Source organism: Metabacillus idriensis (genome assembly GCF_050483325.1).
Taxonomy (GTDB): domain Bacteria; phylum Bacillota; class Bacilli; order Bacillales; family Bacillaceae; genus Bacillus_P; species Bacillus_P idriensis_A.
In genome coordinates, this window is sequence record NZ_JBCMYF010000018.1 from 30267 (window position 1) to 47069 (window position 16803).

Annotated in this window: 18 protein-coding genes; 6 read left to right on the forward strand and 12 right to left on the reverse strand. The window is 40.0% G+C overall.

Annotated features, from left to right (window positions below; genetic code table 11):
• The first annotated feature begins 12 nt into the window (after nt 1-12).
• The 3 genes from ABEQ24_RS11625 to ABEQ24_RS11635 all read left to right on the forward strand — a co-directional run bounded on the left by ABEQ24_RS11625 (nt 13) and on the right by ABEQ24_RS11635 (nt 2584).
• The gene (locus tag ABEQ24_RS11625) at nt 13-1056 is read left to right on the forward strand and encodes a ribonucleotide-diphosphate reductase subunit beta (RefSeq protein WP_430006954.1); all 1044 of its coding nucleotides are present in this window, start codon (nt 13-15) and stop codon (nt 1054-1056) included.
• A gap of 189 nt (nt 1057-1245) precedes the next feature.
• A complete protein-coding gene (locus ABEQ24_RS11630) occupies nt 1246-1809 on the forward strand; it encodes an RNA polymerase sigma factor (protein WP_430006955.1) in 564 nt (187 codons plus the stop codon).
• Complete coding sequence (locus ABEQ24_RS11635; RefSeq protein WP_430006956.1) at nt 1802-2584, forward strand: anti-sigma factor domain-containing protein; 783 nt, start codon at nt 1802-1804, stop codon at nt 2582-2584. The genes ABEQ24_RS11630 and ABEQ24_RS11635 overlap by 8 nt, the downstream gene beginning before the upstream one ends.
• A gap of 240 nt (nt 2585-2824) precedes the next feature.
• Here the strand turns inward: ABEQ24_RS11635 and ABEQ24_RS11640 are convergent, their stop codons facing one another.
• The 4 genes from ABEQ24_RS11640 to ABEQ24_RS11655 form a co-directional block, all read right to left on the reverse strand.
• Entirely contained in the window at nt 2825-2932 is a 108-nt protein-coding gene (locus tag ABEQ24_RS11640; protein WP_223440064.1) for a YhdX family protein, read from the reverse strand.
• A 262-nt stretch (nt 2933-3194) separates the two neighbouring features.
• Nucleotides 3195-4082 (reverse strand): YitT family protein, encoded by an 888-nt coding sequence (locus ABEQ24_RS11645; protein WP_430006957.1) that lies wholly within the window; start codon nt 4080-4082, stop codon nt 3195-3197.
• 499 nt (nt 4083-4581) lie between these two features.
• Nucleotides 4582-5385 carry a pyrroline-5-carboxylate reductase gene (gene proC / locus ABEQ24_RS11650; RefSeq protein ID WP_430006958.1) on the reverse strand — a complete coding sequence of 268 codons (804 nt, stop codon included), beginning with the start codon at nt 5383-5385 and terminating at the stop codon, nt 4582-4584.
• An 803-nt stretch (nt 5386-6188) separates the two neighbouring features.
• A complete protein-coding gene (locus tag ABEQ24_RS11655; RefSeq protein ID WP_430006959.1) occupies nt 6189-7277 on the reverse strand; it encodes a mechanosensitive ion channel family protein in 1089 nt (362 codons plus the stop codon).
• A gap of 404 nt (nt 7278-7681) precedes the next feature.
• On the opposite strand from ABEQ24_RS11655, the gene ABEQ24_RS11660 reads away from it, so the two are divergent.
• Nucleotides 7682-8281 (forward strand): thioredoxin family protein, encoded by a 600-nt coding sequence (locus tag ABEQ24_RS11660; RefSeq protein ID WP_430006960.1) that lies wholly within the window; start codon nt 7682-7684, stop codon nt 8279-8281.
• Here ABEQ24_RS11660 and ABEQ24_RS11665 read toward each other — a convergent pair.
• The 8 genes from ABEQ24_RS11665 to ABEQ24_RS11700 form a co-directional block, all read right to left on the reverse strand.
• The gene (locus ABEQ24_RS11665; RefSeq protein WP_430006961.1) at nt 8271-8729 is read right to left on the reverse strand and encodes an OsmC family protein; all 459 of its coding nucleotides are present in this window, start codon (nt 8727-8729) and stop codon (nt 8271-8273) included. The genes ABEQ24_RS11660 and ABEQ24_RS11665 overlap by 11 nt on opposite strands.
• 57 nt (nt 8730-8786) lie before the next feature.
• Nucleotides 8787-9860: a copper resistance D family protein gene (locus ABEQ24_RS11670; protein ID WP_430006962.1), complete on the reverse strand. Its 1074-nt coding sequence runs from the start codon at nt 9858-9860 to the stop codon at nt 8787-8789.
• 5 nt (nt 9861-9865) lie between these two features.
• A complete protein-coding gene (locus ABEQ24_RS11675) occupies nt 9866-10432 on the reverse strand; it encodes a copper resistance protein CopC (protein WP_430006963.1) in 567 nt (188 codons plus the stop codon).
• Between the two features lie 182 nt (nt 10433-10614).
• Nucleotides 10615-11100: a hypothetical protein gene (locus tag ABEQ24_RS11680; RefSeq protein ID WP_430006964.1), complete on the reverse strand. Its 486-nt coding sequence runs from the start codon at nt 11098-11100 to the stop codon at nt 10615-10617.
• Between the two features lie 14 nt (nt 11101-11114).
• Nucleotides 11115-11720, reverse strand: coding sequence for a DedA family protein (locus tag ABEQ24_RS11685; protein WP_430006965.1), 606 nt, complete (start codon nt 11718-11720; stop codon nt 11115-11117).
• Nucleotides 11721-11791: 71 nt separating this feature from the next.
• A complete protein-coding gene (locus ABEQ24_RS11690; protein ID WP_430006966.1) occupies nt 11792-12694 on the reverse strand; it encodes an HD domain-containing phosphohydrolase in 903 nt (300 codons plus the stop codon).
• 48 nt (nt 12695-12742) lie between these two features.
• Nucleotides 12743-13288, reverse strand: a complete 546-nt coding sequence (locus ABEQ24_RS11695; RefSeq protein ID WP_430006967.1) for a hypothetical protein — start codon at nt 13286-13288, stop codon at nt 12743-12745.
• A gap of 254 nt (nt 13289-13542) precedes the next feature.
• Entirely contained in the window at nt 13543-15012 is a 1470-nt protein-coding gene (locus ABEQ24_RS11700; protein WP_430006968.1) for a potassium/proton antiporter, read from the reverse strand.
• Nucleotides 15013-15406: 394 nt separating this feature from the next.
• On the opposite strand from ABEQ24_RS11700, the gene ABEQ24_RS11705 reads away from it, so the two are divergent.
• Nucleotides 15407-16066 carry a cobalamin B12-binding domain-containing protein gene (locus ABEQ24_RS11705; protein WP_430006969.1) on the forward strand — a complete coding sequence of 220 codons (660 nt, stop codon included), beginning with the start codon at nt 15407-15409 and terminating at the stop codon, nt 16064-16066.
• Nucleotides 16059-16802 (forward strand): hypothetical protein, encoded by a 744-nt coding sequence (locus ABEQ24_RS11710; RefSeq protein ID WP_430006970.1) that lies wholly within the window; start codon nt 16059-16061, stop codon nt 16800-16802. The genes ABEQ24_RS11705 and ABEQ24_RS11710 overlap by 8 nt, the downstream gene beginning before the upstream one ends.
• Nucleotide 16803 lies beyond the last annotated feature (1 nt).

Below are 16803 nucleotides of genomic sequence, written 5' to 3' on the forward strand. Positions count from 1 at the left end.
GAGAGACAAATCATGACACATTCATTAAAAACAAGGTCCATTATGGATTCCGGAGCGCCGAACCGGTCCACGGCCATTATTAACGGCAGCAGCTCCAATGTATTGAACTGGGACGATGTGACCTATCCCTGGGCCTACTCAAAATACAAAAAAATGCTGGCCAACTTCTGGACACCGTTTGAAATTAATATGTCCGGAGATATTAAACAGTTCCCGCAATTATCAAAAGATGAGCAGGATGCTTTTCTGAAAATCATCGGACTGCTTGCCCTGCTTGACAGCATTCAGACAGACTATGCAGGAAAAGTTGCAGACTATATAACAGATTCAAGCGTAAACGCATTGATGATTATGCTCGCTCAGCAGGAAGTGATTCATAACCATTCATACTCGTATGTTCTCTCAAGCATTGTTCCAAAGCACGTTCAGGATGAGGTATTTGAATATTGGAGAAGCGAGCCTATTTTAAGAAAACGGAACGAGTTTGTCACAAACGGGTATCAGGCCTTTGCTGAAGAACCTAATGTCAGCAATCTGCTTAAATCCATTGTGTATGATGTCATTCTTGAAGGTCTGTTTTTTTACTCGGGATTTGCTTATTTCTACAACCTTGCCCGCAATCAAAAAATGGTCGCTACAAGCACGATGATTAATTACATTAACAGGGATGAACAAATCCATGTAGATTTATTTGTAAAAATTTTCAAAGAAGTTCTGCGTGAGTACCCTGAATATCAGACAGAGGAACTCGCAGCTTTTGTACAAGAAACCTTTGTGGAAGCTGCAGCTCTTGAAATTGAATGGGGACGTTTTATTATTGGCAATAAAATCGACGGCATTCATATGAAAGACGTTGAGGATTATATTAAATTTTATGCTAATGTCAGATGCAATCAGCTTGGATTTGAACGTCCCTTTATGGAAAACCGGACGAATCCTCTGAAGTGGATCAAAGCCTATGAAGAAGTCGACCTTGGAAAGTCTGATTTCTTTGAACAAAAGTCCCGCCAGTATACGAAAGTCAACTCCATCGATAACGGATTTGATGATCTATAAAAAAGCAATGGGCCGTCTATTATTAGACGGTTATTTTTTTTGCATTTTTTCTGTAATAAGTGATACAAAACCATTTTTATTTCGTTATTCTATATACAAAGAAAGGCTATCCTTCAAAGTTTCAAATTGCGACAATTAATGATATCCTTTAATTTATGAAAGTCTGATCAAATTAGAGGAGATTGGGAGATGACAGTAAACGACGACGCTTTATTGTATGAAAGAATCCGCAATAAAGATAAAGATGCCCTTGAAATCATGTACGATCGTTATGAAAAACTGCTTTTTTCATTTGCCTGCCGCATCACTCATGATCAAGCTCTTGCTGAAGAAGTTCTGCAGGACGTTTTTATGAAGCTCTGGCATGGAAACCGTGTGTATGACAGCAGCAAAGGAAAGTTTACTTCCTGGCTTTTAACCATCACAAGAAATCAGGCAATCGATCTGATTCGCAAACATAAAAAAATCGATACTGTTGAAATCATGGAAAAAGACTCTGTATCAAGTTCCGAACAATCTGTCGAAAATGAAGTAGAATGGCTTCTGCAGGGTGAAATATTGAGAGAGGCTGTTTCCAAACTGAAAACGGAACAGCAGCAAATGATTGAGCTCTTTTATTTTAAAGGCTTCACTCAGCAGAAAATTTCAGAAGAATATCAAATTCCGCTCGGCACCGTCAAGGGAAGGATACGGCTTGCACTTAAGCATTTAAAGAGCATGCTGGGCAAAGAAGGGAGGGTCATAGATGAATAGCCAAATGTGCGATAAACTATTCGATTATTTTAATGAGACACTGACAGCTGAAGAGAAAAGAGAATTTGAAGCTCATTTGGAGTCTTGTTCTGACTGTTTGGCAGAACTTCAAGAATTGACTGCTTTAACAGAAGACCTTCCTTACCTTTCTGAGCCTGTAGAGCCTCCTAAAGAAATGAAGCAGCGTATTTTAGGAAGCATCCTGAATGAGGATCCTGCAGATCACTCGCCTGAGCCTGTTTATGTCAAAGAAAAAGAAGTTCACACTGCAGAAAAAAAAGACAACATGGTTCCAATCAAAGCAGAAAAAAGGCCCAATAAGTTTCTTCTTCCTTCCGTAGCTGCCTTGCTTTTTGCATCACTTCTCGGTAATGGCTATTTCTTAACACAAATGGCTGATGAGCCGCCTAAAGATGCAGCATTCAGTTATGAAGATTTGAAAAAGCAAGTTGCGCTTGCCCCTGTTGATGAGCAAATGAACAATGTAACGGCGATGGCTTCACTGATGAAAAACGATTCTAAAGAGATGGTTGTCCTTCAGGCGGAACAGCTAAAGCCGCTGAAAGACGGCGAAGTGTATCAAATCTGGCTGATTGAAAATGAAAAGCCAGTCGCAGCCGGTTCATTCGTTCCAGATTCATCCGGACATGGTGCCGTCATGTACGAAATGAACCTGGAAGGCGAGCTGAATTGGGATACGATAGCCATAACGATTGAACCAAAAGCAGGAAACAAAGCTCCTGAAGGTGCTGTGGTTCTTGCTTCACAGCTCTAACCAGCTTAAGAAGGTACGGTTAACCGTACCCTCTTTTTTATTTGGCCAAACTTTTTATCTGAATTTTCTTCAAACTAAAAAAGAGACTACCCGCCTGGATAATCTCCCAATTTATTTTCCGTGAAATTTGTTTATTCACTCGCTGCTCATACCTGTATACTGATTAATCTTCATTCATGCCTTTATTCACCAGAGACAAAATTATCAAGGATTCACACGGTGTCTTAAAACGGCTGATCTTTACTTTACTTCTTCCTCTTCCGCTTTTTCAATTAAAGTTGCTTCGTACATTTCCTCATCTGTCTGCACTTTAATACTTTCTTCCACACGAATTCTTCCTTTACCCATTTTATCTCCTCCTTTATTGATATCATAATTAAACTTAAAATTTAGTAAATAATGAAATATCCCTATTTATTTGACTTATTTTTGAATTGAGTCAAAGGAAAGGACAAAATACATCGTTCTTTTAAGGTGGATTTTGAACTCTGGCATTTTAAAAAGCCACGCGTGACACGATTTAACAATCATCCGTAAATAAGGGTCTTTTTACTTAGCTGACCTTGTAATTTTTTTTGTTATCCTGCTGTTTTTTTAATAATCATGTCATTTAATGGATGCTCTTCTTTTTAAAGCGTCCTCCTCTTACTTCGGTTATATTCGCTACGGCTAAAAAAGCAGAAGGATCCAATTCCTCTACGATTGATTTTAACTTTGCTTCTTCAAGTCTTGTAATAACACAAAATATAACCTTCTTATTATCGCCCGTATATGCGCCTTCACCGTTCAAGTATGTTACTCCGCGGCCTAGGCGGTCCAAGATTGCCTGCCCAACCTCATCCGGGTTCTCACTTATGATCCACGCTGATTTCGATTCATCAAGACCTTGAACGACGACGTCAATCGTTTTATAGGCGATGAAATAAGCGATCAGGGAATACATTGCCCGGTCCCAGCCAAATACAAAACCGGCACTACCTAAAATAAACAAGTTAAAGAACATAATAATCTCCCCTACAGAAAAAGGAGATTGCTTATTAAATAGAATCGCCAGAACTTCTGTCCCGTCAAGCGACCCGCCATACCTGATAACCAGGCCGACTCCAATGCCGAGAATAATCCCGCCAAATACAGATGCGAGCAAGAGATCCTCCGTCAGCACAGGAACAGGGTGAAGCAGAACCGTCGCTGCCGACATAATTCCGACACCGAACAAGGTGGATAGCGCAAACGTCTTTCCAATCTGGTTGTAGCCAATAAAGAAAAAAGGCACATTCAGAAAAAACAAGTAAATACCAAGCTTCACTTTCGTCAGATGAGAAAGGATAATGGAAATTCCCACTATCCCCCCATCTATCACACGATTAGGAACGAGGAAAATTTCCAGACCTATTGCCATCAAGACTGCACCGAAACAAATCAGCACCATGCGTTTGCCAATTTCAGCCTTTGGCAGCTTTTTGTGCTGTTTGATGACGGCCATTTGATGGGGCTCCATTTATCCTCCTCCTTTTAGTCACGCTTTGTCATTTCAGCTATATATTAAAATATAGATGCAGAAGACCGCTTAAATGACTGATTTTTTAAGAAAAGTGCAAACGCCCGTTTAGCGCAGGCATGACAGATAAGGATCCGACCGAAAAGGCGCTTTTTGCCAATACTATCGGATCCGTTCTGACCGAGGATCCTGAGAGATTCCGATCGCCATCGAAGATCAAAATTTTATATTTCTTATCTCTCTCAAAAAAAAACACCCCTGTTCAGGGTGTTTGACAGTAACTCTAAAGGACCATCTGTGATAAAATAAATAGTAAGAAAATTCAGACGGTGATGCGAATGAAAATGATTAATATTTGTGTAAAATGCAGCGGAAAAGGAAAGGTCAGGTCAAAGCTTCCATTTTTCAAAAAAGCATGTCCTGCATGCAACGGGACGGGTAAGCGGAAAACAACCATTAAAAATTCGAAACGCGCTTGACCCTTCCCTCCTTTTTTATCCTATTTCAGCCCTTTGCTCATGGCTTTTTTATTTGTGGCAATGACTGCACGTTTAATTAACTCGTCAAATCCGCCTTCTTTAAGGACTCTTATTCCCTCAGCAGTAGCTCCTCCCGGTGTTGTCACTTGCTCTCTAAGTTCTTTTGGAGCAAGCTTCTTTTTCAGCATGGAAGATGAACCGGCAAGCATCTGTGAGACAAGCATGACAGCTGTTTCACGTGAGACTCCGTAGGATTCAGCCTGATCGATTAAACTCTCTGAAAATGCATAAAGAAAAGCCGGGGCGCTTCCTGTAATTGCAGTTAATTGATGAACCTGCTCTTCTGTGCACTCCTCAGCCTCGCCTATGGCATCAAGCACTTGCTTCAGCATGTTTTTATGATTTTGAAGCACAGCTTTCCCATATGCGACAAGTGACATCGATTCGCCTATTTCTGAAGCTGTATTCGGCATCACCCATGCAGCAGGGGTACTCTCTGGGAGATGCTCTTCCAAGAAAGAAGGCCCAATTCCTGCAGCTATCGTTACAATGAAATGATTGTGAATGAACGGTTTCATTTCATGCAATAAATCCATATGCGCTTCGGGCGGCATTGCCAGAACAACCATATCCGCTTTTTCAATCTCTTCTTTCCAATTGAAAGTAGGAATGATTTGATATTTCTCCTGCAAATAAATCAATTTCTCTTTATTCTTATAATTGGATACATAAATGTTTTTTACGTTTGGAGATTGAACAAGCCCGGATATAATGGATTCTGCCATTCGTCCTGCTCCAATAATCAAAATCGTGGTTTTATTCAAAAAAATGACTCCCTCTCTTTATCGACTACCGTTATTTTATCAAACTTAAAAGCATTCAGTAACAAAGACTAAAAAAGAGCCGATCAAGAAGTTATATCCATAAGTGGTATAGCGGAAGGAACTTGACTTCTTCTGGAGAATAGAGGGAATTGGCTGATTCCATTTTACAGCTGCCATTCTGGAATATTGTTCTTATAGCGTTCGGTTGATTCCACTTTTCCGGACAAAAATCAAAATGGTGGAATCATAGCGTGCGGCTGATTCCACTTTTCCGTGCAAATACCTAAATCGTGGAATCATAGCATGCGGCTGATTCCACTTTTCCGAGCAAAAACCTAAATCGTGGGATCATAGTGTGGTTGATTCCACTTTTCGTTGCAAAAACCTAAATGGTGGAATCATAGCGTGTGGTTGATTCCACTCTTCCGTGCAAAATCCAAAATGGTGGAATCATAGCATGCGATTGATTCCACTCTTCCGTGCAAAAACCAAAATGGTGGAATCATAGCATGCGATTGATTCCACTCTTCCGTGCAAAAACCAAAATGGTGGAATCATAGCATGCGATTGATTCCACTTTTCCGTGCAAAAACCAAAATGGTGGAATCATAGCGGGCATTTGATTCTACTTTTCTGCACAACAAACAAATTTATAGAGAGCAATCAAAAACAACAATCTATGCGAAAACAGCCTTATGAAAAAAGCCAAAGAAAAAAATCCGAACTAAAACGAAATTCAAGTTGGAATTTCACATAATAGTTCGGATTTTTCTTTGGCTGAAAACCTTTTGTCCCAGCCTCTTCTAGCTGTACTGCTTTGTTTTTTCTAATGCATCCTGCTTAGCGCCTTCCACATAAATGGTGCGGCTTGGGAATGCAAAACCTACACCCTCTTCTTCAAGAATCCCCATAATCTTATAATTAATATCCTGCTTCACACTTAAATGATCAGCATAAGCTGTAGTTTTGGTGAAGAAGTTTAAGAAAATATTCAGGCTGCTGTCGCCAAAAGCATTAAAGATTACATTGATTGTGTCATCATGAATGCCATCATGCTCTGACAGCATGTGTTCAATTCTCTTCACACACGTTTTCAGCTGAGATTCTGTTGTATTGTAGGTAACTCCAATCGTGAATTGAATCTGCCTTTTCCCCATTTTCGTCCAGTTCGTAATCGGCTCATTAGCAAGTGTTGAGTTTGGAACCGTTACAAGGGCTTGAGCGAATGTCCGGACTCTCGTGCTTCTAAAAGAGATATCCTCTACAATCCCTTCTACACTTGGCGTCTTTATCCAGTCGCCGAGCGTAAACGGCTTTTCTGTAATGATGATGATTCCGCCAAAAAAGTTGCCGATTGTTTCTTTCGCTGCAAGGGCAAATGCAAGACCCCCAAGTCCGAGCCCTGCCACAAAACCATTTACATCATAATTAAATTCCTGCGCAATGATGCTGAATGTCAGCGCAAGAATAAGAAAGCGCATGACCTTTGATAAAAACGGACCAAGAATATCATCCATCTCTAGTTCAAAACGCTGATTCACTTTGTCAAACAAAAGAGATGAAGATGCCGTCAAATTGTAAAGCCCCCATGCTATCGTCATCACGATAGAGGATCGATAAAATTGACTCAGAACATCCCTTTGATTTTCAAAAAATGGCGAATACAAAATGGCCAAATATAAACCGATCAAGATAAAAAACATGCGCAGCGGTTTTTCATAAGCAACCAGAACATTCCTGAAAATATCAGTCGGCGTTTTGTTGCTGAACTTCAAAATCATTTTAAATACATATTTCGTGAAAAGTTTGCGAAGGACCATAAACAGCACAAAAATCCCGATACTTACGGCAATTTGAATCAAACTTTCCATTGTCATATATTTTTCAAACATGAACTTCTCTCCTTAATTATCCTGCCTAATGTATTTCACAAACTACTATTATACTAAACTCTTCGAAAACCTCATCATCTTTTGGTCCCTATTATTTTAAAAAACTGGTAACTTTCAGGCTGCTTCCTGCGTCTTTCTTGTATCAAAATAAAATGAAGGGCGGCAAAAAGATGCAACACTGCGTTATTTACCGAAATGAAGCTTATACCCTTTTTCACAAATATGAAAGCGGATATTGTGAAATTTTGAAATCGAAGGGCTATTCAAGGGTTATTCTTGTACATGAATCTGAGCTCCTTTATAACGATAATATACAAAGTTAGTTTGTCAGTTCAACTTTCTGGATTTTTACAGGAGATTCTGATACCGTTATCATTAAATCAATCCTGGGAGAGGTCTTAAATATGTCACTTAATACATGGTTTGCTAAAGGATTAACTGCACAGGAATATATCGAAAAAATGAATGTCAATAAGGAAGAAATGAACACCATCTATCAGCAATTTACACTTGATGAAGACGACGTATCTATCCTTGAGAGCATCCGCAATCAATCCCTTCGTGTCCTTGTTCTCACAGAGGACTGGTGCGGAGATGCGATGCTGAATAACCCCATTCTATTAAAAATTGCTGATGAAGCAGGGATGGATGTCCGCTTTTTGCTGCGTGACTCGAACTTGGAGCTCATGGATCAATATTTAACAAATGGTACATCCCGTGCGATTCCCATCTTCATTTTCATTGACCAAGAAGGAAATGAAAAAGCCGTCTGGGGACCCCGGGCTCCTAAAATTCAGCAGCTCGTTGACCGTATGAGAAAACCGCTTCCGGATAAAGAGCACCCGGATTTCAAAACAAAGCAATCAGAAATGATTCAAACATTAACAGCGTCCTATAAAGAAGACGAATCACTTTGGAAAGAAGTTTCATATAGCATTATTACCACGCTTAAAAAGAAGAGACTGCACGTTTTATACAGAAAAAGAAGTCACCTCAGCCGGTGACTTCTTTTTTGCGTATACTCACTTCAAGACTAACTTTAACGTTCCCTTTAATCGCACGGCTGATCATGCAGGAGCTCTCCGCCCGAGAAGCGAGCTTTCCTGCAAGCTCTTCATCTTTTGCAGATGCTGTGCTTTTTAATACAATGACAGGGCGATGAATGATTTCTTTATACGTAATGACACCATTTGTAACATCAACAATTCCCTCTGATGTCATGGTTAAGTCTGCCTTTTCCAACCGGCTGCGCTCCATCATTGCTGCAAGTGTAATGATATAGCAGGTTGCAGCAGCGCCAAGGAGCATCTCATCAGGGTTTGTGCCGATACCCGGCCCGTCCATTTCTGGCGGAATCGACACCTGTGTTTTTAAATTTCCGCTTTCGATTTCCCCAACATCGTTTCTAAGGCCAGGCCAATGTGCTGTTAAATGAAATGAATGTTCCGGCATGGGAATCCCTCCTTTTCCTTAGGTATAAATTGTGCGAAGTCTTCCTCGGCCTTCTGATTAGCTGACTGAAGCATTTGCCATGAAAGCAAGATAAGCAGAAACTATGAATAAAACCGCAAATGCACATGCCGCATATGCATTTCTTTTTTTCACAAAGCTCAACACCATCATGCCAATAAAAAGAGCTGCAAAAACAAAGAGCAGCATTCCATTCCATGTAAAATCAAACCCGATCTCAATTGGTGCCTTGACTTTATACCCTGTACTTAATTCAAATAAGGGCGAAGCCCCGTCAGAACGGAGGGTTGTGTTTACATCATGAGGAGGAGCCTGTGTACCAAGGACGCCTGTTAAGAAAAAAACAATCATGACAACAATACTCTCAGCTCTTACCCAGGCAAGAGCCTGAAAATGAGCGGCTTTTTTGCCTACAAAGCCATTTAAAAAAGCAAATACAAGCAAAGGGACAATACTGATATGTTTTAATAAAATCACTTGCCCGTATGATAAACTCCAGGCTGCAGCATAATCATTCAGATCAATGACAAAAGTCATAACAATTAATCCGCTTGCCGTCAAAACGGTCATACATATGAGAGCAAATGGGGTAAACCAATTCAGGAAAGCCTGCCAATTCTCCGCTTTTTTTGAAAACCAGGCTGCATGAAGCAATACGCCTGTCCACAGGCATACAGATAGAAAATGAATGCTGTGAGAGGCGATTCCCGGCCAAAAAGATAATGATGCAGCATGACTTGCGTATCCTAAAGCTGCGATCATGAATAGCAGCAGCAGCCCCTGAATATATTTTGGACCTTCCAAATAAATCACAATCCATAGACAGGCAGCGGCAGCGGCTGTCATCAGCCACGATTGGCCTGCCTGAAAATCAGCCAATACCGATTGTATCGTTTGACTGAGCCCGGCTATTTGATAGAAATTCAGGATAATGTTTAAAACAGGAAAAAAAGAAAAAAGAACGATTAACAAAACCGACAGCAGCAAAAATATTTTTGGAAACCGTATATCAGGTTTTTTGTCTTTTTTGACAAACTGCAGGACAACATGCCCAATTAAGAAAGAGAAGAGAACATAAGTGAACCCTTCTCCAATCGGTATAAGATAAGCCATGCTGATCAGCCTTTCTTTTTCATTAAGAAAAAGATGCCAATCACGGCAATAACACCAATTGCAACAAGAATAATCGTCATGACCGGGCTGTTCTCAGACTGCTCTGATTCCTCGGCTTGAGCCTGTTCATCTGTTTGTGCTGCCTTTTCATTTTCCGTATTCTGATCATCATCATTCACTGCTGATTCATTTTCATCTGATGGCTGAGGCTCTTCTTCCTTAACCTCTTGCTGAACGGTAAAGGCAAGAGTCCCTTCCATCTCATGTCCGTCTTCACCGATGATTTTCCAATCTGCTGTGTATGTTCCATTTTCAAGTTCACTTGAAGAAATTCCTTTAAGTGTTTCGCCTTCAGCTTTCACTTCCAGAGGAACATCAGCGCCGTCTCTTGTTAAGGTCATCGTACTTAATGACTCAACCGGTGTATCAAAGGTTAACTCAATTTCTTTAACCGGTTCTGTTACGGTCGAGCCTTCTACAGGATTTGATGAGGTCATATGAGTATGTGCAAAAACTGTATTAGGTAATATAAGCAGGACGAACAATCCAAATAGCGAAAGTATTTTTTTCATATATATCTTCCTTTCTAGAGTTAAATTCTACTATTCATTCTAACATGTTGTGTCAGCTTCCCTTTCGCCGAAATTCGACAGTTTTCTAAACACTGTCCCTCTTTTAAAGGTTTGTTTAAAGAGCTAACGGTATACTCCTCTATTTGGATGTTCGCTGCCAATAAAAAAACACGGGAATATATTCACCCGAGTTTTTTTGCCGTTATCTGCAATTGTTTCATATCGTTAAGCAATAGTTGCTTATCTGCATCTTTCTCTATTTGACTGCTTGCATGAAGTGCTTTTTCACAGTATAGATGAAAGTTTGCCAGATCACCTGCTGTTAAATAGGCTCTTGCAAGCCCCTCATATGCATAAGCTAAATCAAAATCGCGAATTTGATTGGAAAGACAGATTTCAAGATTGCGCTCTGCATGATAAAGGGCAGGCTCAGATCTGCCGGCAATTGCATAAACCCTTGCTATCTGCCATTCTCCCCGAGACAGGTTAACCGCTGTGCCAACCTGCTCCCAGTGATATCGTGATGCATGCGCCATATGAATCATCGCATCTGTTTCAACAGGTGTGCGGTCTTGTTTTTCCATCAAGTCCCACACTCCATTGAATAAAGACACCGCACATTTTTTATGAAAATCGTCCATGGCATCAACTGCTGTTTCACTATTCACTTTAATCCCCCTTGTTAACGTGATCTCATTTTTTTTCGGCGATAATACCTGCTAAAGATAATCGAAAGAAAAAGCAAACATCCAACCCCAATAAAAAACGGACCAAATCTAGTAAGATACCCATTTACCGCATCGATGGAAGATCCGAATTTATTGCCCATGCAAAAAAACAGAATGGCCCATAAAAATGCTGATCCATATGCCAGCAAAGCGAATTTCCAGAACTTCACTTTATTCATTCCGGCAAGGACCGGGCCTAGATGCCGCAGCAGCGGAAAGAAATAGGTCATGCCAAGCGTATAATCGCCATGCCTTGCAAATACGTGCTGAAATTTAATAAATCGGCGCTTTGCCCTTTCTCTTCTCACTAAAAAAGACAGCGCCAGTTCACCAAAACTTTTCCCAACAAAAAACCAAAAGGTCAGTGCCGTCATAATGCCTAAATAAGAAGAAAAAAAGGCAGGCACAGGATGCAAAATCCCATGAGAAGAAGCAAATCCGCCCATCATAACAATCACTTCGTTAGGAAGCGGGATAAAAAAAGTACCGGCAGACAGCATCATAAACAGAGCCAAATACCCATACTCTTCTATAAAAATAAGAATCTCTGAAATCTCCATTTTCTCACTGCCTTCATCTTTATCTATCTTCTATTATACTAAGATAACAAGAGTTAGAATATAAAGACGCCTCAATCAATTTTACCTTCCTTCTGCAAAATGGAGATCAATGTATTCACGATTTCTTGATCAAAATGGATTCCGCTCCATTTTTTCAGTTCCCGCACAGCTTCATCTGCACGAAGGGCATTGCGGTAAACACGGTCCTGAGTCATTGCATCAAAGGTGTCGCTTACTGTTACGATTTTAGATTCCAGCAGGATTTCTTCCGCTTTCAGCCCAAAAGGATAGCCTGAGCCATCTAACTTTTCATGATGCTGCAGGATGATCTCACTTACCCCTTTTTGATGTTTTAAGATTTCAGCTCCATCAATGGGATGCTTCTTTATGATCGAAAATTCTTCATCGCTCAGCTTGTCCGGTTTATTTAAGATCTCAGCCGGTACATTAATTTTTCCGATATCATGAAGCAAGGATGCTACATAAAGATTTTCAAGTCTTCTCTTATCAAGGCCCAGCTCTTTGGCAATCTTTATGGAATATTCCTGAACTCTCATGCTGTGATTGTATGTGTAGCGATCCTTTTGTTCTACTTTCTGAACCATACTTGTAAACTTCTCTATTTCATTGCTTAAATCATCAAAAGCAGGTTCTGTAATAAACCATAGCAGTTCTACATCGGTTAATGCCGAGAAAAAGATAGGCTTTTTCAAATCCTGAACATAAAAATAATCTTTCTCTTTCAGCAGTCTGCTTTCGTTATTCTCCTCAAAGAGAACTTCCCCTTTAATGATGTAATAAAATTCAAAGGAGTCTCTCTTATCTCCGGGATATATATAGAACATCCGATCCTTCGATATGCTTTGAAAAAGAATCTCTGTTCCTTCATTCTTCAGCAGCAAACTTAATTCAGCCGACTGCTGTTTTACTGTATTGATGCAACTGCCCTTTTTAAAAATATGCAGTCCTTCCATTTGACAGCCCCCCAAATAAGAAAAGAATTGCGGAACCTTTTTCTCTGTTTATGGTCCAACAACTTTAAGCGGATCCACCCAAACCTTTTTTCCGCCAAACTCAACTAATACCCATGTACATTCAACAGTTATTCCACTCTCAGCGGCTTTGCTGATGGTATCAGCTGAAATTTCATTCGTTACATCCAGCAGATTCTGGATTAAGCGATCAAGTTTTTCATTAAACTTGTTTTGCAGCTTTTCAAGATTTTCATTTTCTTTCAGGAGCTTTTCTTCTGCATTCTCCATTTTTTTCAACAATTTTTCATCATCATTTTCATCCTGAAGCTCTATAGCCAAGCTTGTGATCACTGATTGTACTTGTACGATTCGTTCTTGAGTCTTTTGTTTCTCTTTTACATATCTGCTCTCTAGTTTCTCTGAGTCTTCAACTGCATTTTCTATTAATGAATCTATTTTCCCATTCGCCTCCGCGACCAGCAAATGAACTTCTTCCTCACTTAATCGTTTGTTGCTTTCTGCGAAAGCTGCAGGAACTGCTGAAGAAATGGTCATAAATAAAATAGCCAGTACAAGCGAAACAATCTTTCTCATTTTTCATCCCCCTGTTTTTTTACTGATTAATCATAATTTTTTAACTTTTCATTGCTATTATATATCAATGCTGACAATATGTAGTAAAAAAGATCGAATTTTGTAAAAAAAGCATGATTAATATTTCCGCAGGAGGAAAAAGGCTGTTTTTTCAGACATTAGAGGGAACTGAAGTTTCGCCACGAACGGTACCAAATCCATTAGTTGTTCATTTTCACAATAAAAAAGTGATGCAGCATTTGCTGCATCACTTTTTATTCAAAGCTACTTGCGCTCTCAACGCTTTCACCCTGAAATATAGTCTTGATTTTTTCCCGGTTTTTCTTGGAGACAAGAATATATAAGGTATCCCCAGAATAGATGTTTGTATCTCCCCTTGGGGTATGAAGCTTTTCATTTCTTATGACAGCCGTAATTAAAGCATCATTCGGCAGCTCAATGTCCTTTAATTCTTTTCCTGAAACACTTGCGCTTTCTCCAACTTCAAGCTCAATCATCTCATTATTGGTTTTCCCGATTGAGATTAATTCAAGGGTATGAGGCACTGAATTTTTTTTGCTTTCTGAAAGCTTCAGCATATTGGCAAGAGGTGTAAGCGTCGCCCCTTGAAGCAGAGCTGACGTGAGAACAACGAAGAAAACGACATTAAAAATCAGCTGGCTGTTTTCAACCCCTGCAAGCATCGGATAAGTAGCCAGAACAATCGGAACCGCTCCCCTGAGTCCCGCCCAAGAAATAAACAGCTTTTCTTTCACAGAATACTTTGAGACAACCATGCTGATGAATACGCCTATCGGACGGGCCACCAGCATTAAGATCACAGACAGCAGCAAACCTTCCCAGATGATGTCTAACAGCTGATTAGGGAATACAAGCAATCCCAGCAAAATAAACATTAAAATCTGCATCATCCATGCAAAACCTTCATTAAACCGGATAATGGAATGACGGAATGTCAGATCTGAATTTCCGACTATTACAGCCATTACATATACAGCAAGCAGCCCGCTTGCGTGGGCAAACGTTGTTAAACCGTAAGTTAAAATCGCAAAGGCAAGTGATAAAACCGGATAAAGTCCCGACGAGTCCAAATTTATTTTGTTAATGGTCCAAACCGCAAGTTTCCCGAAAAGCAATCCTGCTGCAAGACCAAATCCCATTTCCCAGAAAAACCTTAATATCAGGCCAATAAAACTCGTATCTGGCTGCCCAATCAGATGAATGATCGTTACTGTCAGAAATACGGCCATGGGATCATTCGTACCAGATTCAGCCTCCAGAGTAGACGTCAATCTCTTTCTGATGTTCTTGTTCCCAAGAACAGCAAAAACCGCTGCAGCATCCGTTGACCCAACGATCGCGCCAAATAATAACCCCTCAAGCCAAGTTAAATCGAGAATGAATTTTGCAAATACACCGATAATAATCGTCGTAATAAAAACACCGATTGTAGCAAGCATGGATGATGGCACAAGAATTTTTCTAACATCCACCCATTTTGTTTGTAAACCGCCATCAAAAATAATAATGATCAGGGCGAGAATACCAAAAAGCTGGGCAAGCTTTGCATTATCAAAATAAATATAATGACTGAGCACCATACCGACAACGATAAAAAATACCAGGGAAGGCAATCCAAGCCGAGAGGAAAACTTTGCCGTCATAACACCGATTGTAAGAAGAACAGCTAAAATTAGAATGATATTATCCACAGAAAACGACAATACAGCATCACCTCATAGTTTGATTTTTGCAGGCTCTTTGCGTAAACATTGTTGATCTCGCAAGACCGTAAAAAAATTGGGTTTTGGATTTTTTACATTCCTTCCGCATTGTTTCAATGGCTTAGTATTTCTAACAGAAAACTTGGTGCGGGAGGTATATCTAAACAATCAATGCGAAAACAGCCTGTTTGTAAAACGTTTTGAAGAGTTTTAATAGGGGAATAAGTCTATTTTATCGCAACATTCAGCCTAACGTCTAGAAATTGGCCTTGGGAAAAAGATTTTCTGATTTTAATCTATGGGTGTTTCTTCCTCCAATATAATGGTCTACTTATGTTAAAATAATTGTTATGAAATAATGATACTTCAGCTAATAGATTCAGAGGTGACTTATATGGAAAAAGACTCGGCAGCTTTTACACGATTGCTTTTAAATGGCAATCAAAACCGGGCATGGCAGATGGTTGAAGCAAGGCATGCAGATGGTGCAGAACCTATTACAATCTTTCAAGAGCTGCTGACACCGGCTATGGCACATATAGGGATACTCTGGGAAGAGGATCAAATATCAGTTGCCGATGAGCACTTAGCGACGACAACTTGTGATTTTGTCCTCTCCAGATACCAGCAGCACATTCTGACAGAACCGAAGCAAACGGAATCCAACAAGAAAGCCATGTTTTTATGCATAGAGGATGAACTTCATCACCTTGGTCTTAAGATGGTTTCTATTTTGTTTGAACTAAACGGATATAAAACAAAGCTTTTTGGAGCAAATCTCCCATTGGAATATGCCCTGAAAACAGCAGCTGACTGGCAGCCGGACGTAATCGGCCTTTCTTTTTCCCTGCGAAAGCACGCAAACCGCCTGAATCACTACATTCAGGAGCTTGAACAGTTAGAACACTCTCCTGTTGTTATCGTTGGAGGAAGGCTAGTCTCAACTATAAATAAAGCTGAATACTGTTCTGATAAGACGCGGCTATTTCATGCATTGACTGATCTCTATGAATGGCTGAGCAGTTTAGATAAAAAGGAAAATTCCCATGTTTGACGGCAGAATGCTTCCTCTTCCTTTTTTTAAATTAAGTCACAGCTTCCGTATAGAGGAACAATCTCATGCAGCATTAAAATTGTTCCAGGAAACAGAAAGCTTTATTGACTTAATTGACGAAGACAGCAGAACTAAAGCAGAAAAAGTTCTAAAATCAGATAAACAAGAAACAGAGCTGGTTTTAAAAACACACAGCTCTCCTCTCGCCTTATTTAAAGTAAACATCAGCAGGGATGATGATTTCATTTATCTTCTGTTAACAGAGCAAAACTCACGCATGGAAGCTCTCGTCCATCAAGTAGAGCTTCACCGCAGAAGACTGGCAGAAACAGATCTTCAGCTCCTTGCAAAAAAAGAAGAAGCCGAAGATGCATACAATCGAATTGTTGAACTTTCCAGCCCGTTTATCATGCTGACCAAAAAAGCCGTGCTCATTCCGCTGTTCGGATCGCTGACAAAAGATCTGATTTCTATAAATACAGTCCGATTGTTAAACCTTCTGGCGGATTCAGGAGCCGAACAGGTTTTTATTGATTTTCATGGTGTAGGCGAGATCACTGAAGCTGGAATACATGACCTTTCAAATCTCGTTCAGGAATTCAGCCTGATGGGCGCAGCTGCATTTTTTGCAAGTTTGACGCCCGCACAGGCAAAAGAAGTATACAAAATTCATTCGAACATTGATGTCACCTATGTTCAGAATTTGAATACCGCCCTTGAAACCTATCTTTTATGAT